Origin of the sequence: Bacillus sp. S71 (genome assembly GCF_016625265.1) — a bacterium.
Lineage (GTDB): Bacteria > Bacillota > Bacilli > Bacillales > Bacillaceae_G > Bacillus_A > Bacillus_A cereus.
In genome coordinates this window covers 37,552-58,135 of the sequence record NZ_JACVUW010000007.1, presented here as the reverse complement: position 1 = coordinate 58,135, position 20,584 = coordinate 37,552, and the positions used below count along the sequence as shown (strand labels likewise).

Genomic DNA, 20,584 nt, shown 5'->3' with positions numbered 1-20,584 from the left:
GTAACGTTTCTGGCAAGCACGTTACCAAAATTTGTTTTATAATTAAGTTGTAAACAGTTATAAAACAGATTGGGAGGAATTGACTATGAATAATACATATACAAATATTTTAATCGCGGTGGATGGTTCTAAAGAAGCAGAAAAAGCCTTTAAAAAAGCAATTCAAGTCGCAAAGCGCAACAATGCAACATTAACAATCGCTCATATCGTTGATGTAAAAGCGTACTCAGCAGTAGAGGCTTATAGCCGTGCAATTGCTGAACGTGCAAATCTATTTGCAGAAGACTTATTAGAAGACTACAAAAAAACTGCGCTTGAAGCTGGTCTTGAAAAAATTGAAACTGTATTAGAATTTGGTAATCCTAAATCTAAAATTTCAAAAGAAATCGCTCCAAACCATAAAGTAGATTTAATTATGTGTGGTGCGACTGGTTTAAATGCTGTTGAACGCTTCCTAATCGGTAGCGTCTCTGAACATATTATTCGCTATGCGAAATGCGATGTCCTTGTTGTTCGTGGTGATGAGGAGCAAGGTGATCTTTAATTTACAGATAAAACACCAAGTCCACATATTTTACCGAAGGATAAGGAAAATTAAGTTCGAGGCTCGAATGAACAATAAACACATATTGTTAAACAATGATAATAAACTAAAAAAGGGGTGGGAAATCCACTCCTTTTTTCACGACATGCCTTTATTTTTATTCATAGGAATAAATCTTCTCTGTTTTTCTCTACTCTTGTATGGATTTTAAAATATCAATCCACTCCACAAAATCAAAGAACACTTCAAAATCCCCATTTTCCAATTGATTATTTAATAAACTTTAAACTGTATTCTACTTAATTCTTTGAGCGATTGGATGGTCATCTTTTAATTGTAACAAATCCCATAAATTCCCGTATAAATCTTTGAATACTGCAACTGTTCCATATTCTTGCTCTTGCGGTTCTCTCACAAATTCTATTCCTCTTGAGATCATTTCATTATAATCTCTCCAAAAATCGTCAGTATTTAAGAAAAGAAAAACTCTACCGCCTGATTGGTTACCGATAAAAGAATCTTGCTCAGGTTTAGATGCTCTAGCCAGTAATATTGTCGTGCCGACTGAACCAGGAGGAGATACCACTACCCATCTTTTATTTTGCTCTGGCTGATATATATCTTGGACCAATGTAAAATTTAGTTTCTTTGTATAAAACTCTATTGCCTCATCGTAGTCTTTTACTACTAATGCGATATGAACTATTGATTGAACCATTATTATTCCTCCTATTATTACTAAACAAATTATAGTATAACATTTCTTACTTTAATCTATCTGTTAGTTTAATAACACTGGCCCTTGTTTTTCTTCTTATAACAATACATGAAAGACTGTATTCAGTATCATGTAGTTATTAAATAGGTTATTCCTTTCTTAAATCATTACAGAAACGACTTTATTGTTACTTTGATGAATGTATTGATAAAAAACAAGCGTATCAAGCTAAGTGTTTCTACACTTTAAAACTACATTGCTAAACAACATGTGTCGTCGTGTAGTATATCTTATATATTTTTAACTATTTTAAATTCAGTGTTACATATTAGACTTCGTGTTTTCATTTTATAAATTTCACTATAAATACAAGACATGCTACGACAACAACGGTAATTGCCAATACATAAGGCGGCAGAAACTTCAAAGACCATAATGCCATCATGATTGTCGCAACCGTTAAGTACGTTCGTCTTGCACCTTCTGTCATTTTTTTACGAAATAAGAAAACGTACAAATAACCAATTGGTGGCGTAATAAAGCAAAGAACGTATATGATTTTTGATTTTAAATACCACTTTTGTTCTCCAAGTTTCTTTATATCTTCTTCTATTCTCTTATGCTCTTGTTCTTTCGCTTCTTCTACAAGCGGATTTTCCTCTTCTCCTCGCTTTTCTTTCATATAAGGAAGAAAGTGCATAAAAAAATAGTATGTGAATACGAACGCTCCAAATCCAATATTTAATCTTTCTAATGGAATATGCTCACTAAAAAAAGCAGCAGTAAGCACTAAAGACAAACAGTACGTCATCATCCAAAATGAACGTTTTCTCTTTTTCCGTTCCATTTCTTTTTTGCCTTGTATATCTTTTCTTTTCGAAAGCCATATAGAAATAAAGCAATCTACTACAAATAGAGCAAAAATAAATATCGCAACGTGTACTGTTTCTAAATCCTCAAATGAAAAGATATTTGGGAATGCAACATGCAATACAATTAGCGTGTACAAAATTAGCCCTATAAAATAAATACGTCTCATTTTTCATCCCTTTCTTATTTCCTAACATTACGTTAACATACATTTTTTAGAAATAGACGGACAAAATATATATGTGTAAAAAAGGAGGATGCTATATGGATGATTCTGAACGCATTATTTTAGACGTGAACGGAAAAGAAATTGAAATGCTAGATACGATTCGCACTCATTTTAAAGAGAAACATGGCGTTGAACTAAGTAATGGTGCATTGCTTCGTGATTTGATGGATATTGAGTATATTCGAATTACGGAAGATCGACATAAGTATGATTAATTTTGGGCTATAAAAAAAAGAAGGTAAGCTTCTCTCCATCAAGATTAGCGTACCTTCTTCCCTATAAAATCAATCAACTTCTAACAAACTCTCCAACTAACCCCTTCGCCTTCTCCAAAGCGTTTTTGATTTGTTCAAACCCTGTCCCACCAGCACTGTTACGACGCTTTACAGCCGCATATGGTGAAAGAACTTCATACAAATCTTCTTCAAATAAAGAGCTCATTTCTTGATATGTTTCAAGCGGGACATCTAATAAATAAATTCCTTTTTGTGTGCAATGTAGCACTAACTTCCCAACAATTTCATGAGCTTGACGGAATGGTAGTCCTTTGTTTGCTAAGTAGTCGGCAATTTCTGTTGCGTTGGAGAAATCTTGCGTCACAGCTTGCCCCATTTTTTCTTTGTTTACAGTCATCGTTTCAAGCATGCCCGCCATAATATGAAGGCATCCTTCTACTGTTTTGACTGTATCAAACATTCCTTCTTTATCTTCTTGTAAGTCTTTATTGTAAGCGAGTGGTAATCCTTTCATTACTGTAAGTAAACTGAATAAATTACCGTATACTCTGCCTGTTTTACCACGGATTAGTTCCGCCATATCCGGATTTTTCTTTTGCGGCATAATGCTGCTTCCTGTCGCGTATTGATCGCTCATTTCAATAAATTGAAACTCTTGGCTACTCCATAAAATAAGTTCTTCACAAAAGCGTGATAAGTGCATCATAAGCATAGATGAGTTACTTAAAAACTCCAGTATGAAATCACGATCACTTACTGCATCTAAACTATTTTCATAGATTCCATTAAACCCAAGAAGTTCCGCACTATATTCTCGGTCGATCGGGAATGTCGTCCCAGCTAGCGCTCCTGCTCCTAATGGGGAGATATTAATACGCTTTAATGAATCTTCATAACGATTCACATCACGCTCTAACATCCAAAAGTAAGCAAGAATATGATGAGCAAATGAAATCGGCTGGGCACGCTGTAAATGCGTATAGCCAGGCATAATTGTCTCAATGTTATTTTCTGCTTGATGAACAAGAACAGTTTGCAATTGTTTTGTAGCTTTTATAATATGTTCTACCTTTTCTTTTAAATACAAATGCATATCTGTCGCCACTTGATCGTTACGACTTCGGCCTGTATGAAGTTTCCCTCCTACTTCACCGATTTTTTCAATTAACATCTTTTCAATATTTAAATGAATATCTTCAGCTTCAACCGAAAAATGCAATTTATTTTGTTTCGCTTCTTCTAATAAATATTGAAGACCTATCTTTATTTTCTCTGCCTCTTCTTTCGTAACGATGCCTTGCTTTGCTAGCATCGTTACGTGTGCAATACTTCCTTTTATATCTTGATTTACTAATTGTTGATCGAAAGAGATGGATGCTCCGAACTCTTCAACCCACGCTTCCGCTTCTTCTGTAAAACGTCCACCCCAAAGTTTGCTCACGCTTCCACCTTCTTTTGATTCACTTGGCTGTATACTTTCGTCGGTAAACCGAATAATGAAATGAATCCAACTGCTGCATCATGATTAAATTCATCTTGAGCAGTATATGTTGCTAATTTTTCATCGTATAAAGAGTATTCAGATTTACGTCCTTCTACAATCGCATGACCTTTAAATAATTTCACACGCACTGTACCTGTTACATTCTTTTGCGTTTCTTGTAAAAATGCATGTAGCGCTTGTTTTAAAGGCGAGAACCATAAACCATTATAAATAAGTTCTGTTATTTTCTGTTCAATCACTGGTTTAAAATGTGCTACTTCTTTTACGTGTGTTAAATCTTCCAACTCTTTATGCGCAGTGATTAACGTCATTGCTGCTGGGCATTCGTATACTTCACGAGATTTAATACCGACAAGACGATTTTCTACGTGATCAATACGTCCAACGCCGTGTTTTCCAGCAAGCGCATTTAACGTTTTAATTAATTCTGCAAGTGAATATGCAGTGCCATTTAAAGTAGTCGGTACTCCTGCTTCAAATCCGATTTCTACAAACTCTGGTTTATTCGGTGTATCTTCTAATGCCAATGTCATCTCATATGCATCTTCTGGCGGCGCTGCCCATGGATCTTCTAAAATTCCACATTCGTTGCTGCGTCCCCATAAGTTTTGATCGATTGAAAACGGGCTATCTAAATTAATCGGAATTGGTACATCGTTTTCTTTTGCATATGCAATTTCTTCTTCACGTGACCATTTCCATTCACGTACAGGCGCAATCACTTCTAAGTAAGGATTTAATGCTTGGATAGAAACTTCAAAACGAACTTGGTCATTTCCTTTCCCTGTACATCCGTGTGCAACTGCAGTTGCGCCTTCTTGTTCTGCGATTTCCACTAATTTCTTCGCAATAAGCGGACGAGATAATGCAGAGACAAGAGGGTATTTCCCTTCGTATAATGTGTGTGCTTGCATCGCCATCAATGCATATTCGTTTGCAAATTCTTCTTGAACATCAATCATATATGATTTAATTGCACCTACTGAAAGTGCCTTTTCTTTTACAAATGCTAAGTCTTTACCTTCCCCTAAGTCTAAACAAAGCGCGATAATATCATAATTCTTCTCTTGTAACCATTTAATTGCAACGGAAGTATCAAGACCTCCGGAATATGCTAATACAACTTTTTTCTTCTCCATTTTGCATCCCCCTAAAGAATAAATATTCATTTTCTTTTATAATAATTCACACTTTACCACCTTTCACAAAATGTATCAAGAGTCATTTTCAAATTTTTTCAAACAATTTCGTCGAACTTCTTTCTGTTTTTCTGTACAATATAAGCAGGAAAACGGGGGTGAACTTATGGAAAAGTATTTCTTATACGATGAACATCTAGGAATTGAAATTCCACATTTACAAGAAGACTGGGAAGAAATCCCCGAAAAAATGCAACATGCTATTTTACTAAAATGGGAACAAGTTCGCGGGAAAATTCCTGATCGTATAAAAGAACTTGAGCACTATATTAATACAAAACAACATTATTTAAATAACGAAGAAGATTTCGAAGTTTCTTGTAAACTAAATTCAGAAATTGCCGATCTTGCTTCTATCATTAATGACCTTTGGCTTTGGTATCGACTCACTCAAAATGTATCTGAGGGGAAAGCACACCAATGAAAAAAGCATGCCCCTCAATTACTTTGGGTCATGCTTTTTTGTCGTAACATGATTTACAATATATTTCTTGTGCTGTTTTTGCCAAACATACATCGAATGGACCAACTAATATACTTCTTTCTTTCGGCAACTTTACAAAAGCAACAAGCTCTTCTTCATATTGAATTTTTTTCTGACATGAAATGCATATTAATTCTTTTCTTTTGAACATGTCTTTTAGCATATCTTCACTCTCCCCTTCATCTATCTATATTAATATACTCTCATAATAGTTAAGACTTGTAAAAAAATGACACATTCCGAATCGAATGATTCATATACTATGTACAAAGGGGGGTCTAAAGCTTATGCGTGCTTTCGTTATTATCGCTTTAACTTTTTTAAGTGTGATTAGTTGGGATGCGTTTTTTAAAGATAAAAGTGATGAAAAGAATACAACTGAATAAAACCCTTTTTTTCTTACTTATTGGACAAACCGTTACAAACTGTCCAATCCTCCGAAATAACTTAGGCTTTTCTACAAAAATATTTAAACATAACATTTTTTGTAGATTCCCTCCGTTTATTGTCGGTTTCCATCCGCATACATTTTTTAAAAGTATGATATAATAGTATAAATCTTGAAGGAAGGGATTTTGATATCATGATCGCTCGAAGGAGCATGTGGCATCGTATTGACGAATCATACACGTAGCGTATTTTTCAGCTCAGATACTTTAGTCTAGCGAAAAAAATACGAGAGTGGGGAAATTATGATTGCCCGAAGGATAATTTGGCAAAAAAAAGACTCTTCTTACACATAGCGTTTTGTTTAGGACTTAATTGTTACTAACTAAACAAAACAAAGAAGAGCAGGATTGCTAAATGACGAATCCTACTCCACGTTTTGTTTAGTCGTTTTAAGACTTAAACTAAAACGAAGGTAGGGAGAATTGATGGACGAGAGGATTATTCGTTATTTCTTCAGCGACATATAGCGTAGTTAGTTTTTTCGTAAACTAACTGAAAGCTACATGTGAGCTCGTAGTTAGTTTACAACACAAAAAGGACTACTAACTACGGAAAGAAGGAATAACGATGAGGAACATCCAAAGTCGGCAAATTATTAAAGAAATTTTTATGGTTTTAATCGGTTCATTTATTTTAGCAGCAGCGCTATATCATATTCACTTTCAAAACCACTTAACAGAAGGTGGATTTGTAGGAATTGCACTATTCATTCAAAACTTTTATGATATTTCACCATCTATTTCAACTGTATTAATGGATATCCCAATTATTTTACTGTGTGCTTCATTTTTAGGTAAAAAAATGGTTGGCTATTCATTCTTAGGTTCAATTTCATTCGGAGTATTTTATTCCTTTATGGAAAATTATTCTCCATTTACGGTAGATTTATCAAATAACTTATTTATAGCTGCAGTAGTTGGCGGTGCGTTAGCTGGTATTGGACTCGGTTTTATATTGCGATTTGGCGGTGCAACCGGTGGAGACGATATTTTAACAATTGTATTAAGTAAACGAACTCGTTTTACAATTGGGCAAATTTTCTTCGTCTTTGACGCGATTGTTCTTGCGCTTTCATTATATTATTTAAATTGGACTGAAATTGCTTTTACTATTCTTTCGATTGCCGTACAGGCAAAAACATTGGATTTAATTTATTATCCAAAAACAGAAAAAACAGCAGAAAAACAGCCAGTATCTGTTCCAATGTCCAAAAAACATGCAACAAATTAAAAAAGCGAAAGGCTTCGGCCTCTCGCTTTTTTTTATGCTCTTTTTTCTTTCTCGACTATATGGCGCACTTGATAAAATCTATTTGCAAATTCAGTAACGTTTCTTGTTAAACGATAATTCACTGTAGATCCAATTGCCATTCCAATTACCGGAATACCTTGGAATAATTTACGACGAAGAGCATAAATCGAAAATGTCTTCAAAATTTGTTTTAACACAACTTCAGTAGAAGCTGTTTGTAACACTGCTTCGTCTCCTTCATAAAAGAACGAATCTTCTTGTTCCAGCTCTTGCAATAAATTGTACCATGCGTATTGCTGAAGTCTTCCTGGTAGTAATGACGCGTGAAACACCTTTAACGCAAGCATCATTTCATATGGCTTGTTCACATCATGTCCAAATGATGTTGCAATAAGTTGGACCGCCTTCACATTTAACGCGATCATAACCGGAAAATCCGCCGTTAATAATAATAAACCTCCAGCACCTGTCGCCCCGCCTTGCACAAATGAATATAGACGATGACGTGCTGTTTGCTGCTCTGCTATGTATGTTAACTGATCAATAGATAATGCTTTCAAATCTTCAAGCTGTTCAATCGATTCATCAAATAATCTCGATGTTCCTAAAATCCGATTACGTGCGTCTAACTGTGCTTGTGAACTTTGAATAAATGCATGCAAATGAAAGAGCCATCCATCTGCTTTCGTGAAGAATTCTTTTCGCTTTTTCTCAGGTAATTTCGCAACTGTAGTATGTAACCATTTATCAAACACTTTTTGAAAATCGGTCGCTTCTTGCTCAACTAATTGCGCTTCCCATTCTTTTATATTGTCTAAAATGGCTTGTTCTCGCTTCGATCGCATCGTAACAACCACCTCGTTCGATTTTTTTCTATTGTAACATATTTCTGCTTATTCTTTACAAATATGCTTGTATATCTCTTTTCACATACCCTTTATGAGTGACATAAAATAATAGCAAAAAGGATGAGATACTTCACATGAATCTATCCAATCTAAAACAAAACTATAACGCAGTATTCAGCTTAGGACAAAACTGTTGGCCTGCTTGGGCATTATATCAATTAGAATTATCACCATTTTTTGGCGTTATTGATTTTATGCTAAGTCCTTCATTAACGAAAGTAAATTTTTTATTACAAAATCGATTTGACCGTTTTTTAAATTTCGAAAATCTATCCTTCATCTCATTTTGGGATGATGATGCCAAATTAAGATTAAGGGACAACCTTTATGAAATTGACTCCTGTCATGACTTTAAAACAGATGTAAACACACCAAATTATTGGCCTTCTTATACAGAAATTAAGTTAAACTATGAACATCGAATTAATCGTTTTCTAACTACAATTGAAACGGCAGAATCCATATTGTTTATTCGAACTGGAGGAACATATGAAGAAGCATGTTCCCTAGAACAAATTTTATCTCAAATCGTTACACATACATTCTCTGTCCTATTACTAATTCCTGCCGATATACCAACTATCACCCAAGAAGATTGGGGATTACAACGTACTTGCGTTATGAAATGTCCTATTATGGATGTATACCAATACAATGAAGCATTTTGGAAAGACTTATTTGATGGAATTACAGTTAGACCACACACTTAAATACACGATACTTTTATCACACCATACATTATAATCGTCCTTATACGAAACAAATAAGGAGTGATTCTATATGTATCCACGTGCAAAAGCTTTCGGTCTTGCTGTACATCAAGATCGCCTTCTCGTACAAGAATATCATACAGAAGGCGAAACATATTATCGTCCTCTTGGCGGTTCCATTGAACTTGATGAAAAATCAGCACATACTGTTATTCGGGAGTTTACAGAAGAGCTTCATACGGAGATAGAAATCATCAATTATTTAGGTTGTTTAGAAAATGTCTTTCATCTAGATGGGGGCATTGGTCATGAAATCATTCAACTATATTCTTTGCGTTTATTAGACACATCACTATATGAAATGAAAATATTAAATATACAAGGTGAGCAAACAGTAGCGTATGCGAAATGGATTCCTATTACGGCATTCATTCAGAAAGAAAAAATATTATATCCGGATGGAATTTTAAAATATATCCAAAAGAAAAAAGACGAGATCCTATAAGATCTCGTCTTTTTTTTCATATATTAACCAATATCTCCAAGACGTAGTACGTCACGAGCAATCATAACTTCTTCGTCAGTTGGAATTACGATAATTTTTACTGGAGAGTGTGGGAAGCTGATGAATGCTTCTTCACCGAATACGTTATTACGTTTTACATCGAAGTATACGCCCATGTACTCAAGGCCTTCTAATACGCGCTCACGAATAATTGCACTGTTCTCACCTACACCAGCTGTAAAGATGATTGCGTCTACACCTTTCATACGAGCTGTGTAAGAACCGATGTATTTGTGGATACGGCTTACGAATACATCAAGTGCTACTTTCGCACGGTGGTCGCCTTCTTCTTCTTTCGCAATGATGTCACGTAGGTCACTAGAGTAACCAGTAAGACCTAACATACCACTCTTCTTGTTTAATACGTTAACTACTTCTTCTACTGTTTGGCCTGTTTTTTCCATGATGTATGGAATTAACGCAGGGTCAAGGTTACCAGAACGTGTACCCATTGTTACACCAGCAAGTGGAGTGAAGCCCATAGAAGTATCGATAGATTTACCGCCTTCTACTGCTGCGATACTTGCACCGTTACCTAAGTGACAAGAAAGTAAGCTTAAGCTTTCAATTGGACGACCTAATAATTCAGCCGCACGCTCAGTTACATATTTATGAGAAGTTCCGTGGAAACCGTATTTACGGATGCCGAATTTTTCATAGTACTCATATGGTAAGCTGTATAGGAATGCAGATTCCGGCATTGTTTGGTGGAATGCTGTATCGAATACTGCTACTGCTGGTACGTTTGGTAATACTTCTTGGAATGCTTTAATACCAACAACGTTTGCTGGGTTATGAAGTGGTGCTAAATCGCTTAATTCTTCGATATCAGCTAATACTTCATCAGTAATTAAAACAGAGTCAGCAAATTTTTCGCCGCCGTGAACAACACGGTGACCGATACCGCCAATCTCATCTAGAGATTTAACGATTCCGTTTTCAGTTAATTTTTTAAGAAGCATATTAACTGCTACTGCGTGATCTGGAATGTTTGTAATTTCTTTTTGTTTTTCGCCATCTACAGTAATAGTGAAGATACTATCTTCTAAACCGATACGTTCTACTAAACCTTTTGTTAATACTGTTTCACTTGGCATTTCAAATAATTGGAATTTTAAGGAAGAGCTTCCTGCGTTAATCGCGATGATTTTTGACATCTAGTCTTTCGCCCCTTTTTCTCTTGGTAGTTGTGTGGATGTTTCCACAAACCGCTCGATTTTATCTAATCAAATTTACTAAATATGAAAACGTTTCATCATTAGCAAATTTTATACTCACGATTTTAATTTAAACATCGTCCGACATATATTTCAAGTGAAAAAATTGTAACACCAAGAAAAAATATATATTACAGATTTCAAAAAAATTCAGTTAAATCTAGTATATATTTAAAAATATGACATATTATATAAAACTGTACTACATGAATCACTAACTCTGTTACATATACCCAGCTTTATTTATGTGTTGCAAACCAAGTATTTAATTGATCCATAATGTTCTCCATCGCCTTCATGTTAGAGAATTTAGGCAACTCCACTAATAACGCCTGTTTTGGCATTGTTACATTAGAGCCTTTCTTTTGGAGAACAAATATACTTTTTGCATTTTTCTCGTTTTTAAACATGGAAACAGGTAGCTGTAATAACCCTTGAATAAAGCATGTTTCTTTAATAAATGCATGTAATTTTGGTGCCTGTTCACTTTCAAAAATAAAGTTTGGTACTAAGAAGAATAAGTACCCGCCCTCTTTCGTATGCTTCACACTTTGTTCAATAAATAAGTGATGGGCATACGACATTCCTTCATCTGCTTTTAATTTATATTCACTGGCACCGATTTCGTTTGGATAGTAACCAATCGGTAAGTCTGAAACGACTGCATCAACTGGATCGATATAAAGTGGTGCTAGTCCATCTTGATGGAAGAATTCGATTGCATGCTTTTGTAAATTTGCATTTACTAAAGCAAGTTTAATTAGCACTTCATCCACTTCTACACCAAATCCACTCATTGTTAGTCCTTCTTTGGCGCTATTAAACACTGTAGTCATTAAATTTCCTGTTCCAATTGCAGGATCTAAAACTGTAATTTCGTTTTGACCTTGCATAAATTTATGGAATAAGTAACTCATGAACATCCCAACTGCATCAGGCGTCATTTCATGATTCGCTTGTACGCCTTCTTTCATTCCTTTTAAGATGGCTAACTGAAATGCTTTACGAATTTCTTCACCTTTATATGTTTCTTCATTAAACGTACTATATTCACGATTCAGCCTTTCAATTGCTGATTCGGATAATTCCTCTTGTAAAATCGCTCCCTCAAACAAGTTATCACCTGTTTCTACAAGCGCCTCTAAATATGTCACATCTAATTCTTTACGTAAAACTACCGCAGAAGAATCAAAAATAGAAAATAATGTTTCCACTGTCTGACTCACGTACATTCCTCCTTCTCTCTTTTACACATAACTTATATCATACCACAAAGTGATTTTTTCCAAAAAGAAAAAGCGACCTCCTGTAAAGAGCTCCCTCTCAAGTTATATATGATATAACGTTTTTTCTCATATATCGGCACCGTGACGCAGCGATATATGAGAAAAAACGACCTCTTTATAAGAGGTCATTTCCTTCACATTACTTTGCAGATTTAGCTGCTTCTAATGCTGCTTCATAGTTTGGATGGCTTGTACCTTCGCCTACGTATTCTACGTAAACTACTTTGTCGTTGCTATCTACTACGAATACTGCACGAGCAAGTAAACGAAGTTCTTTCATTACTAAGCCGTAAGCTTCACCGAATGAAAGGTCACGGTGGTCAGAAAGTGTTACAACATTTTCTAAACCGTTTGCTGCACACCAGCGTTTTTGAGCGAATGGTAAATCAGCGCTAATTGTTAATACTTTTGCGTTTTCAATACCTGCTGCATCTTGGTTAAAACGACGTGTTTGTGCATCACACACACCTGTGTCGATTGAAGGTACAACACTAATTAATTTTACTTCGCCTTTGTATGTTTCTAAACTTACTGGAGATAAGTCGTTTGCTAATACTTGGAAGTTTGGCGCTTGATCGCCAACTTTAACTTCTGTTCCAACTAAAGTCATTGGATTACCTTTAAAAGTTACGTTTGCCACTTGAAAATCCTCCCTTATTTAAACAAAATATGTACAATGTAAATGATAGTTTGTCCCTATCGATAATGCAAATAAAATCGCTTTATTTACAAAAAAATAAAAGAAGCTAACCTATTGATTAGCTTCTTTATTCGTTAAATTTGAAATTCAGGATCATCTTCTTTTCGTTTATCCATCATTTCTTTCACTTTATCAACAGCTTGTGGCGCTAATTCAATTATTTTATCGATGACATGCGTTTGCTTATCTAAATGTAATACTTTCACACCATCTCCATTTATAACAAGAAAGGCAACAGGATTAATAGAAACTCCTCCTCCACTTCCTCCGCCAAATGGATGACGGCCTGAATGTTCTATCCTACCAAATTCACTTCCACCAGCAGCAAATCCGAAACTTACTTTCGAAACAGTAAGAATTACACTTCCATCTGCCGCTTTAATTGGGTCACCAACAATTGTATTTACATCAGTCATTTGTTTTAAATGCTGCATTGCGGTTGTCATTAAACCTTGAATTGGATGGTCCATTCTATATCCCCCCTATGCTTGAACAGATTTTTCTGTCATACCAGATTTTTGCTGCCTCATAAATATGAGCAATTTCACCGCTGTTTTTATAGTACGAAATATACGAAAAGATGCTGTTAACTCGCATCTCGATGCAAATCCTTTCCCTTGAAAAACAGGAGTAATTTCAAATTCTGGTACATCGACAATATGCATATATTGTCCGACAACTCCAGCAGCCATTCCTTTTGTCCCCCATGCATATCCAGTGACAATTCCAGTACTAGCTGCGTCGCCTGCTCCAATTTGCGTATGCCATTTCCAACCATTGATTTTCACTCGTTTGAGAAAATCTTTAACGATAGTATGAACTTTTTGAAGCCTTTTTATCAGTTCCCCAATACTGTCAAGTTGCGCCATAATTTTATTATCTAGTCCGCCGTCCTCTTCAGCTTTTTCGATTTTCTGTCCTGTTTTTTTCTGCTGTTTTTCAATTCTTTCCAATACATCAAATGTATATCGAATCATCCATATTTTCACTTGAAATAAACATTGCTTTTCCATTTCTGAATATAAAAATGTCACCTTAAGCGATATTTTCGACAATAGTATAAGCAAAATAAAAAGGAGAAGAATTATTATTCCAATTACGAGCCACTTCATACGTATCATCCTTTCACTCCGTACCCATTATCGACAACTTTATTCATCATTAAACAGAGTCCCATAAGATTGAATATAAAAATTTTTCTAAAAATAAAAAGGTATTTTGACAATTTGTATCGAAATATATTATTTGAACATATCATCAGGGAACGGACTCTAATGATATGTAGCACGAAAAACAGAAAATTTAACTGCAGTGGAGGGATACATAATGGCAGATCGTCGCAATTTATTTTTCTTTTATGGTGATGACAAAGCAACGCTCGTTGAAAAAATGAAACCAATCTATCGTATTTTAGAAGAGAATGGATTTACCATATTAGATCATCCAAAAAATGCAAACGCTATCGTCAGTGTTGGAGATGATGCAACCTTCTTACAAGCCGTTCGTAAAACTGGTTTTAGAGAAGATTGCTTATACGCAGGGATTTCTACGAAAGATGAAACTTCGTTCTACTGCGATTTTCACATTGATCACATTGATACAGCCCTTCAAGAAATTACAAAAAATGAAATTGAAGTGCGAAAATATCCAACAATTCAGGTAGATGTAGATCACAGTACATCTTTCCATTGTTTAAATGAGTTCTCATTACGTTCTAGCATTATTAAAACATTCGTTGTAGATGTTCACGTTGATGATTTATATTTCGAAACATTTAGAGGGGACGGTTTAGTAGTTTCTACCCCAACAGGAAGTACTGCTTACAATAAATCATTGCATGGTGCAGTTGTTGACCCACTTATTCCATGTTTCCAAGTAAGCGAACTAGCATCTTTAAACAACAACACTTACCGTACGCTCGGTTCACCGTTCATTTTAAATCACGAACGTACATTAACTTTAAAACTAAGACCAGACGGTAACGATTATCCTGTTATCGGCATGGATAACGAAGCGCTTAGCATTAAACAAGTGGAAAAAGCTGTTGTACGCTTAAGCGATAAACAAATTAAAACAGTTAAATTAAAAAATAATTCGTTCTGGGAAAAAGTACAGAGAACGTTTTTATAGGATTAAAATAACCGCAGAATTATGGAATTCCATAATTCTGCGGTTATTTATTTACCCCGATTGACGCGAACAATAATCTCTTACTATCCGGCCGTTATTCTTGTCAGTTTTTGTCGGTAAGTCGATATATTTTAATAATCGCTGATATATTTTTACACATCTTTTCTATAGACAACTCGGCCATCTATTACGGTCATTTCTGCTTGTACTTCTTTTATTTCTTCTGCCTCAATTTCAAAAATATTGCGGTCTAATATTGTAAAGTCTGCTTCATATCCTTTTGTAATTTGCCCTCGTTTCGCTTCTTTTCCGATTGCATAGGCACTTCCTGTTGTAAATAAAGAAACAGCCTCATATACCGTTAATCTTTCCTCAGGCATATAGCATACACCGTCAATAAAACTTCTACGTGTAACAGCGCTATATATGCCTAGAAACGGATTTACTTGTTCAATAGGAGCATCTGAGCCACCATTACAATGTAGTCCTGCTTCCAGTAATGTCTTCCAAGCATACGCATAACGAAGACGGTGTTCTCCCAGTTTTTCAATGACTGATGGAAAATCTGATGAAAGAAAGACTGGCTGTATATCGATAATGGCTTGCAAGTTTTTCATTCTTTCTATCAACTCTTCACGAGCAAGCTGACAATGAATAATACGGTCACGTAACCCTTCTGCTGGTGGATATAATTCGAGTGCATCAATAACATATTCAAGCGACAAGTCACCGATAGTATGAATCGCAACTGGCATATGTAAGTCTCGTGCTTTCTTCACTAATTCTGCAAGTTCTTCACGCGAGAAAATTGCAACCCCATCCGTTTCCTTTGCATCTTCATACGGTTCACTTAATAATGCTGTTCTTCCTCCAAAAGAACCGTCAGAAAAAATTTTCATTGCCCCAAATTCAATATAATGTTCATTTTCATATTCTTTTCGTTCATGTGCTACTTCATGGTGAACGAGCAAATGTGCTTTAAATGGCATTTCTTTTATAACTTGAGAAAACGCATTATATGTTTTTCTAAAACCACCGTAGTAATTTAAATCTTCCGTATGCCCGCCTACAAGTCCGTATTTCCAGCAATCTTTAATCGCTGTTTGCAAAGCTCTTTGTAAATACGCTTCATCAATTTCAGGCTGAACATGTTTAATTAATTCTTGTCCTTGTTCATATAAAAGTCCTGTTAACTTATTTGATGAATCTCTACCGATTTTCCCGCCTTTTGGATTTTGCGTCGCTTCTGTTATGTTCGCTTCTTGCAATATGTATGAATTCACCCATGTAACGTGACGACAAACTCGCTTTAATAAAATGGGGTGTTCTTTCGAAATTTCATCTAAATCACGCGCGTGAACATCTTTCGTATCTGTAAAGTTATTTTCATTCCATCCTTCTCCAATAATCCAAGATCCCTTTGGAGCTTCTTCCACTCGCTTCTGAACAAGAGTAAGCACTTCACCATAAGATGTACAATTTGATAAATCTAGACGGAGTAATCTCTCTCCATGCCCAATAAGATGCATATGACTATCAACGAGACCTGGAATCATTGTTTTTCCTTCTAAATCATACAATTTCCCTACCGAATATTGGACTTCTAGCTCTTCTTTACTCCCAATATCAACGATTATGCCGTTTTCAACGTAAATCGCATCCGCTGTTTCAGTTTCTTCCTTCATCGTGTAAATAGTGCCGCCGTACCAAATTTCTCCCATATATTTCATCTCCTCTACTTTATTGTATAGAAAAAAGCACCATTTCAAAACATGGTGCTTTTCTAAAAATTACTTTTGTTCAGTAGTAGACGTTGTAACTTGCCATTCAATATTAAATTTATCTTTTACTTGTCCGTATGCTGGGCTCCAGAATGTTTCTTGAAGTGGCATGATAACTTCTCCACCTTCTTGTAACTTATCGAATACTTCTTTTGCTTTTTCTGCATTACTAATTTGAATTGCGATTGTTACTTGAGATCCGATTGCATGCCCTTGACCTGGGAATGTATCAGAAATCATAAGATCCGTATTACCAACTTTTAAAGTAGCGTGTAAAACGCGCTCTTTCGCTTCAGCTGGAATCGGGTATTCTGGATTTTCAGGCATGTCACCAAAAGTTTGCATGACTTCTACTTTTGCATCTAAAGCCTCTTTATAAAACTGTACAGCTTCTTGCCCACTACCATCTAAAACTAAGTACGGATTAATACCTAAAATCATACGGACACCTCTTTTTTAAGTTTATAAAATCGAACTTGTGTTCGTTTTTATATTATCATTGTTTTACATTTCATTCAACTATTTACTTCACTGTTTTCAAAATTATTTTGACGGAATCTCCATCTCTTGTTTTCTAAGTTCAATACGGCGAATTTTTCCAGAAATCGTTTTTGGTAGTTCATCTACAAATTCAATTTTGCGAGGGTATTTATATGGTGCAGTGAGTTCTTTGACGTGTTGTTGGAGTGTTGGAATTAATGTTTCTTCGTTCTTTTCTATATTCTCTCTTAATACGATAAATGCCTTCACGACACTTCCGCGAATTTCATCAGGACTTGCGACAACCGCACATTCTCTTACGTAAGGATGTTTTACAAGCGCATCCTCTACTTCAAACGGCCCGATTGTATAACCAGAGCTAATAATGATATCATCACCGCGCCCTTCAAACCAGAAGTAGCCGTCTTCATCTTTCTTCGCTTTATCACCTGTAATATAATAATCACCGCGGAATTGCATCGCTGTACGCTCATCGTCTTTATAATATTGTTTAAAGAGTGCCGGCGTTTCAATGTGAACTGCAATATCACCAACTTCGCCTACTTTAACTGGAATACCTTCCTCATTTACGATATCGACGTGGTTACCTGGCGTTGGTTTCCCCATTGATCCTGGTCTAATATCCATCCCTTTCATTACACCAACAAGTAGTGTATTTTCCGTTTGCCCATAGCCGTCTCTTACTGTAATATCAAAGTGCTTTTGGAATGTTCCAATGACTTCTCTATTTAACGGCTCACCTGCGGATACAGCGCTATGTAACGCCTCTAAATTGTACTCGCTTAAATCTTCTACCTTTGCCATTAATCTATACTCAGTCGGTGTACAACAAAGCACATTCACCTTATTATCGCCTAATAAATTTAAATACGTTTTCGGTTCAAACTTACCGTTGTATACAAATCCTGTTGCCCCTGAACCGAGAGTTGCTAAAAACGGGCTCCAAATCCACTTTTGCCACCCTGGACTAGCCGTTGCCCATACAACATCATTCTCTTCAATTCCGAGCCAATTTGGGGCGCTTGTACGTAAATGAGCGTATGCCCACGCGTGCGTATGAACGACACCTTTCGGGTTTCCTGTCGTCCCTGACGTGTAAGATAAAAAGACCATATCTTCTTTATCTGTTTTCGCCATTTCTAACATGTCACTTTCTGTTTCTAATGCTGTTTTTAAATTGATCCATCCGTCTACTGACTGCTCGCTCAGGACGAATTTTTGAAGAGATTCCATTGCTTCTATATCATCAAACTGTCCAATGTACGGCTCATAGCTTACTATCGCTTTTACTTCGCCATGTCCAATTCGATATTCGATATCTTTTTTACGCAACATTTCCGAACTCGGAATTACAACAAATCCTGCTTTAATCGCAGCGATATACGTCATGTATGCTTCAATTAAGCGCGGCATCATAATAAGGAGCTTGTCCCCTTTTTGTAAGCCACTTTTTATAAAAGCGTTTCCAATTTTATTTGCACCTTGCATTAATTCAAAATATGTAACTTCTCGTCTATTCCCTTTATCATCTTGCCAAATTAAAGCAAGCTTCTCTTTATCGTCTGTATATTTCTCTATTTCTGAAACTAAATTATAAGATGGTGGTGCCAACAATTCCTCTCTCTTCATAAACATCCTCCTTTTTCTTTATGCCTCCCTTATATAATAAAGAATTTTCAGTAAATTTTGAACCCTCTTCTTTTGACAATTTTTTTATGCTTTTGTCGAAATGAATTTATACTAATTTGAACAACAAAAAGAAAGAGCGGGAAAACCCGCCCTTTCTAAGCCATCGTATATGGGATTATTTTTGGAAACCGCCTAATTGTTGCTCAGCTAGTGAAACTAGACGTTTTGTAATTTCGCCACCAACAGAACCGTTAGCGCGAGATGTTGCATCCGCTCCAAGTTGAACACCAAACTCTTGAGCGATTTCGTATTTCATTTGGTCTAATGCTGATTCAGCACCAGGAACCGCTAATTTATTTGTGCTACGTGCCATGTTATATCACCTCCTTGTGAGTATAGAGTGTGATAAATAACATGACTTCATACACATTTTAGATATGGTAATTTATGGTTTTAGAAAAGTTCTTCGAATTTTTCTTCTTCCGCCACTACTTCAACTGTTTGTAATACCATTGTTTCTTTGTTCGCTACAGCTTGTTCGATTAACGGTGTGAAATCGTATTTCGCTTCAAATCGATTTGCTTTTTCACGCTTCGGCTTCGTCGCCGGGCTAGCTGGTGTGAATACTGTACAGCAATCTTCGTATGGACGAATTGAAATATCATACGTGCCGATTTCTTCAGCAATTTTAATAATTTCTAATTTATCCATCGTAATAAGCGGACGAATAACTGGGTAGTTTGTTACTTCGTTAATCGTATGCATACTATCTAATGTTTGGCTTGCTACTTGTCCAAGACTTTCACCAGTTGTGATTGCAAGTGCATTACGCTCCTCAGCAATCTGCTCTGTAATACGCATCATCATACGGCGCATAACCGTCATTGAATAGCTAGATGGGATTTCTTTATTAATCGTTTTTTGCACTTCTGTAAACGGAATAAGGTGAAGCGTTACACGTTTACAGTATTTCGTTAACTCTTGTGCTAAATCGATTACTTTTTGTTTTGCACGCTCACTTGTGAAAGGTGGGCTATGGAAGTGAACTGCTTCCACAGATACGCCGCGTTTCATCGTTAAGTACGCTGCTACTGGGCTATCAATACCACCAGAAAGAAGTACCATTACTTTTCCGCCAACGCCAACTGGTAAACCGCCAGCTCCCATGTGCTCACCACACATAATATAGCTGTAACCACTGCGAATTTCTACACGTACATTCACATCTGGATTATGGACGTCTACTGTGATATCCTCTGTATTTTCTAAAATGTGCCCACCGATTTCTGGAAGTAACTCCATCGTCTTCATTGGGAAGCGCTTATCAGAACGGTGCACTGTAATTTTAAATGTTTTCACATCATCTTTTACTTGTAAGAACGCTGCTAATGCACCTTTTTTAATGTCTTCTAATTCTGATGGTACTTTCATCGCTAAGTTAAACTTATGAATACCAAATACGTCTTTCAATCTTTCAGAGATTGCTTCATGATCTTCACCATTTAACTGGATGTACATACGGTCATGCGTTGCATCAATTTTAATATTTGGGAACTTTTTCAGTTTGAACTTCACGTTATCTTTTAATGTGCTTACAAATTTAGAACGGTTTTTACCTTTTGTCGTCATTTCTCCGTAACGCACTAAAATATATTCATATGTCATCATATTT

Annotated in this window: 23 protein-coding genes; 7 read left to right on the top strand and 16 right to left on the bottom strand. The window is 35.9% G+C overall.

The features are described from left to right. Window positions 1-85: 85 nt before the first annotated feature. The gene (locus IBT51_RS16835; RefSeq protein WP_001066672.1) at window positions 86-544 is read left to right on the top strand and encodes a universal stress protein; all 459 of its coding nucleotides are present in this window, start codon (window positions 86-88) and stop codon (window positions 542-544) included. A 295-nt stretch (window positions 545-839) separates the two neighbouring features. Here the strand turns inward: IBT51_RS16835 and IBT51_RS16830 are convergent, their stop codons facing one another. Continuing rightward, a complete protein-coding gene (locus IBT51_RS16830; protein ID WP_000250791.1) occupies window positions 840-1,262 on the bottom strand; it encodes a VOC family protein in 423 nt (140 codons plus the stop codon). A 343-nt stretch (window positions 1,263-1,605) separates the two neighbouring features. Beyond that, complete coding sequence (locus IBT51_RS16825; RefSeq protein WP_088024357.1) at window positions 1,606-2,301, bottom strand: hypothetical protein; 696 nt, start codon at window positions 2,299-2,301, stop codon at window positions 1,606-1,608. A gap of 95 nt (window positions 2,302-2,396) precedes the next feature. Between IBT51_RS16825 and IBT51_RS16820 the strand changes: the two genes are divergently transcribed. Continuing rightward, entirely contained in the window at window positions 2,397-2,576 is a 180-nt protein-coding gene (locus tag IBT51_RS16820; protein WP_000342760.1) for a hypothetical protein, read from the top strand. A gap of 73 nt (window positions 2,577-2,649) precedes the next feature. Here IBT51_RS16820 and argH read toward each other — a convergent pair whose 3' ends face one another. Beyond that, window positions 2,650-4,038, bottom strand: a complete 1,389-nt coding sequence (gene argH, locus IBT51_RS16815) for an argininosuccinate lyase (RefSeq protein WP_097821763.1) — start codon at window positions 4,036-4,038, stop codon at window positions 2,650-2,652. Beyond that, entirely contained in the window at window positions 4,035-5,240 is a 1,206-nt protein-coding gene (locus IBT51_RS16810; protein WP_000412315.1) for an argininosuccinate synthase, read from the bottom strand. The genes argH and IBT51_RS16810 overlap by 4 nt, the downstream gene beginning before the upstream one ends. A gap of 166 nt (window positions 5,241-5,406) precedes the next feature. Here IBT51_RS16810 and IBT51_RS16805 point away from each other — a divergent pair, with 166 nt between their 5' ends. Continuing rightward, window positions 5,407-5,724: a hypothetical protein gene (locus IBT51_RS16805; protein ID WP_000417218.1), complete on the top strand. Its 318-nt coding sequence runs from the start codon at window positions 5,407-5,409 to the stop codon at window positions 5,722-5,724. 28 nt (window positions 5,725-5,752) lie between these two features. Here the strand turns inward: IBT51_RS16805 and IBT51_RS16800 are convergent, their stop codons facing one another. Beyond that, the gene (locus IBT51_RS16800) at window positions 5,753-5,947 is read right to left on the bottom strand and encodes a hypothetical protein (RefSeq protein ID WP_000910273.1); all 195 of its coding nucleotides are present in this window, start codon (window positions 5,945-5,947) and stop codon (window positions 5,753-5,755) included. An 854-nt stretch (window positions 5,948-6,801) separates the two neighbouring features. Here IBT51_RS16800 and IBT51_RS16795 point away from each other — a divergent pair. Beyond that, window positions 6,802-7,464, top strand: coding sequence for a YitT family protein (locus IBT51_RS16795; RefSeq protein ID WP_043935401.1), 663 nt, complete (start codon window positions 6,802-6,804; stop codon window positions 7,462-7,464). A gap of 32 nt (window positions 7,465-7,496) precedes the next feature. Here the strand turns inward: IBT51_RS16795 and IBT51_RS16790 are convergent, their stop codons facing one another. Further along, complete coding sequence (locus IBT51_RS16790; protein WP_001256853.1) at window positions 7,497-8,330, bottom strand: EcsC family protein; 834 nt, start codon at window positions 8,328-8,330, stop codon at window positions 7,497-7,499. 137 nt (window positions 8,331-8,467) lie between these two features. On the opposite strand from IBT51_RS16790, the gene IBT51_RS16785 reads away from it, so the two are divergent. Together IBT51_RS16785 and IBT51_RS16780 are read left to right on the top strand one after the other, a co-directional pair. Beyond that, the gene (locus tag IBT51_RS16785; protein WP_200458492.1) at window positions 8,468-9,103 is read left to right on the top strand and encodes a DUF1796 family putative cysteine peptidase; all 636 of its coding nucleotides are present in this window, start codon (window positions 8,468-8,470) and stop codon (window positions 9,101-9,103) included. Window positions 9,104-9,173: 70 nt separating this feature from the next. Next, window positions 9,174-9,608 carry an NUDIX hydrolase gene (locus tag IBT51_RS16780; protein ID WP_200458491.1) on the top strand — a complete coding sequence of 145 codons (435 nt, stop codon included), beginning with the start codon at window positions 9,174-9,176 and terminating at the stop codon, window positions 9,606-9,608. Between the two features lie 23 nt (window positions 9,609-9,631). Here IBT51_RS16780 and ackA read toward each other — a convergent pair whose 3' ends face one another. The 5 genes from ackA to IBT51_RS16755 form a co-directional block, all read right to left on the bottom strand. Next, the gene (ackA, locus tag IBT51_RS16775; RefSeq protein ID WP_053563553.1) at window positions 9,632-10,825 is read right to left on the bottom strand and encodes an acetate kinase; all 1,194 of its coding nucleotides are present in this window, start codon (window positions 10,823-10,825) and stop codon (window positions 9,632-9,634) included. 299 nt (window positions 10,826-11,124) lie between these two features. After that, window positions 11,125-12,111 (bottom strand): class I SAM-dependent methyltransferase, encoded by a 987-nt coding sequence (locus tag IBT51_RS16770; RefSeq protein ID WP_016512246.1) that lies wholly within the window; start codon window positions 12,109-12,111, stop codon window positions 11,125-11,127. Window positions 12,112-12,310: 199 nt separating this feature from the next. After that, window positions 12,311-12,811 carry a thiol peroxidase gene (gene tpx, locus IBT51_RS16765; RefSeq protein ID WP_000024527.1) on the bottom strand — a complete coding sequence of 167 codons (501 nt, stop codon included), beginning with the start codon at window positions 12,809-12,811 and terminating at the stop codon, window positions 12,311-12,313. A 134-nt stretch (window positions 12,812-12,945) separates the two neighbouring features. Then, window positions 12,946-13,341 (bottom strand): GerW family sporulation protein, encoded by a 396-nt coding sequence (ytfJ, locus tag IBT51_RS16760; RefSeq protein ID WP_200458490.1) that lies wholly within the window; start codon window positions 13,339-13,341, stop codon window positions 12,946-12,948. A gap of 12 nt (window positions 13,342-13,353) precedes the next feature. Continuing rightward, window positions 13,354-13,992, bottom strand: coding sequence for a DUF2953 domain-containing protein (locus IBT51_RS16755; protein ID WP_002094156.1), 639 nt, complete (start codon window positions 13,990-13,992; stop codon window positions 13,354-13,356). Between the two features lie 205 nt (window positions 13,993-14,197). Here IBT51_RS16755 and IBT51_RS16750 point away from each other — a divergent pair, with 205 nt between their 5' ends. Further along, window positions 14,198-15,001, top strand: coding sequence for an NAD kinase (locus IBT51_RS16750; RefSeq protein ID WP_200458489.1), 804 nt, complete (start codon window positions 14,198-14,200; stop codon window positions 14,999-15,001). A 152-nt stretch (window positions 15,002-15,153) separates the two neighbouring features. Here the strand turns inward: IBT51_RS16750 and IBT51_RS16745 are convergent, their stop codons facing one another. From IBT51_RS16745 to thiI, 5 genes are all read right to left on the bottom strand, one after another. Next, window positions 15,154-16,722, bottom strand: coding sequence for an amidohydrolase (locus IBT51_RS16745; protein WP_200458488.1), 1,569 nt, complete (start codon window positions 16,720-16,722; stop codon window positions 15,154-15,156). A 69-nt stretch (window positions 16,723-16,791) separates the two neighbouring features. Next, the gene (locus IBT51_RS16740) at window positions 16,792-17,223 is read right to left on the bottom strand and encodes a VOC family protein (protein WP_000600350.1); all 432 of its coding nucleotides are present in this window, start codon (window positions 17,221-17,223) and stop codon (window positions 16,792-16,794) included. A 102-nt stretch (window positions 17,224-17,325) separates the two neighbouring features. Then, window positions 17,326-18,912: an acyl-CoA synthetase MbcS gene (gene mbcS, locus IBT51_RS16735; protein ID WP_098678530.1), complete on the bottom strand. Its 1,587-nt coding sequence runs from the start codon at window positions 18,910-18,912 to the stop codon at window positions 17,326-17,328. A gap of 175 nt (window positions 18,913-19,087) precedes the next feature. Then, entirely contained in the window at window positions 19,088-19,285 is a 198-nt protein-coding gene (locus tag IBT51_RS16730; protein ID WP_000124490.1) for an alpha/beta-type small acid-soluble spore protein, read from the bottom strand. Window positions 19,286-19,365: 80 nt separating this feature from the next. Further along, entirely contained in the window at window positions 19,366-20,580 is a 1,215-nt protein-coding gene (gene thiI / locus IBT51_RS16725) for a tRNA uracil 4-sulfurtransferase ThiI (protein WP_000989275.1), read from the bottom strand. Window positions 20,581-20,584: the final 4 nt, after the last annotated feature.

What these genes read in the sequence shown, in the direction of transcription:
- IBT51_RS16835 (WP_001066672.1), top strand. Translation starts at nt 86, where the DNA reads ATGAATAATACATATACAAATATTTTAATCGCGGTGGATGGTTCTAAA.
- IBT51_RS16830 (WP_000250791.1), bottom strand. Translation starts at nt 1,262, where the DNA reads ATGGTTCAATCAATAGTTCATATCGCATTAGTAGTAAAAGACTACGAT.
- IBT51_RS16825 (WP_088024357.1), bottom strand. Translation starts at nt 2,301, where the DNA reads ATGAGACGTATTTATTTTATAGGGCTAATTTTGTACACGCTAATTGTA.
- IBT51_RS16820 (WP_000342760.1), top strand. Translation starts at nt 2,397, where the DNA reads ATGGATGATTCTGAACGCATTATTTTAGACGTGAACGGAAAAGAAATT.
- IBT51_RS16810 (WP_000412315.1), bottom strand. Translation starts at nt 5,240, where the DNA reads ATGGAGAAGAAAAAAGTTGTATTAGCATATTCCGGAGGTCTTGATACT.
- IBT51_RS16805 (WP_000417218.1), top strand. Translation starts at nt 5,407, where the DNA reads ATGGAAAAGTATTTCTTATACGATGAACATCTAGGAATTGAAATTCCA.
- IBT51_RS16800 (WP_000910273.1), bottom strand. Translation starts at nt 5,947, where the DNA reads ATGCTAAAAGACATGTTCAAAAGAAAAGAATTAATATGCATTTCATGT.
- IBT51_RS16795 (WP_043935401.1), top strand. Translation starts at nt 6,802, where the DNA reads ATGAGGAACATCCAAAGTCGGCAAATTATTAAAGAAATTTTTATGGTT.
- IBT51_RS16790 (WP_001256853.1), bottom strand. Translation starts at nt 8,330, where the DNA reads ATGCGATCGAAGCGAGAACAAGCCATTTTAGACAATATAAAAGAATGG.
- IBT51_RS16785 (WP_200458492.1), top strand. Translation starts at nt 8,468, where the DNA reads ATGAATCTATCCAATCTAAAACAAAACTATAACGCAGTATTCAGCTTA.
- IBT51_RS16780 (WP_200458491.1), top strand. Translation starts at nt 9,174, where the DNA reads ATGTATCCACGTGCAAAAGCTTTCGGTCTTGCTGTACATCAAGATCGC.
- ackA (WP_053563553.1), bottom strand. Translation starts at nt 10,825, where the DNA reads ATGTCAAAAATCATCGCGATTAACGCAGGAAGCTCTTCCTTAAAATTC.
- ytfJ (WP_200458490.1), bottom strand. Translation starts at nt 13,341, where the DNA reads ATGGACCATCCAATTCAAGGTTTAATGACAACCGCAATGCAGCATTTA.
- IBT51_RS16755 (WP_002094156.1), bottom strand. Translation starts at nt 13,992, where the DNA reads ATGATACGTATGAAGTGGCTCGTAATTGGAATAATAATTCTTCTCCTT.
- IBT51_RS16750 (WP_200458489.1), top strand. Translation starts at nt 14,198, where the DNA reads ATGGCAGATCGTCGCAATTTATTTTTCTTTTATGGTGATGACAAAGCA.
- IBT51_RS16745 (WP_200458488.1), bottom strand. Translation starts at nt 16,722, where the DNA reads ATGGGAGAAATTTGGTACGGCGGCACTATTTACACGATGAAGGAAGAA.
- IBT51_RS16740 (WP_000600350.1), bottom strand. Translation starts at nt 17,223, where the DNA reads ATGATTTTAGGTATTAATCCGTACTTAGTTTTAGATGGTAGTGGGCAA.
- mbcS (WP_098678530.1), bottom strand. Translation starts at nt 18,912, where the DNA reads ATGAAGAGAGAGGAATTGTTGGCACCACCATCTTATAATTTAGTTTCA.
- IBT51_RS16730 (WP_000124490.1), bottom strand. Translation starts at nt 19,285, where the DNA reads ATGGCACGTAGCACAAATAAATTAGCGGTTCCTGGTGCTGAATCAGCA.
- thiI (WP_000989275.1), bottom strand. Translation starts at nt 20,580, where the DNA reads ATGATGACATATGAATATATTTTAGTGCGTTACGGAGAAATGACGACA.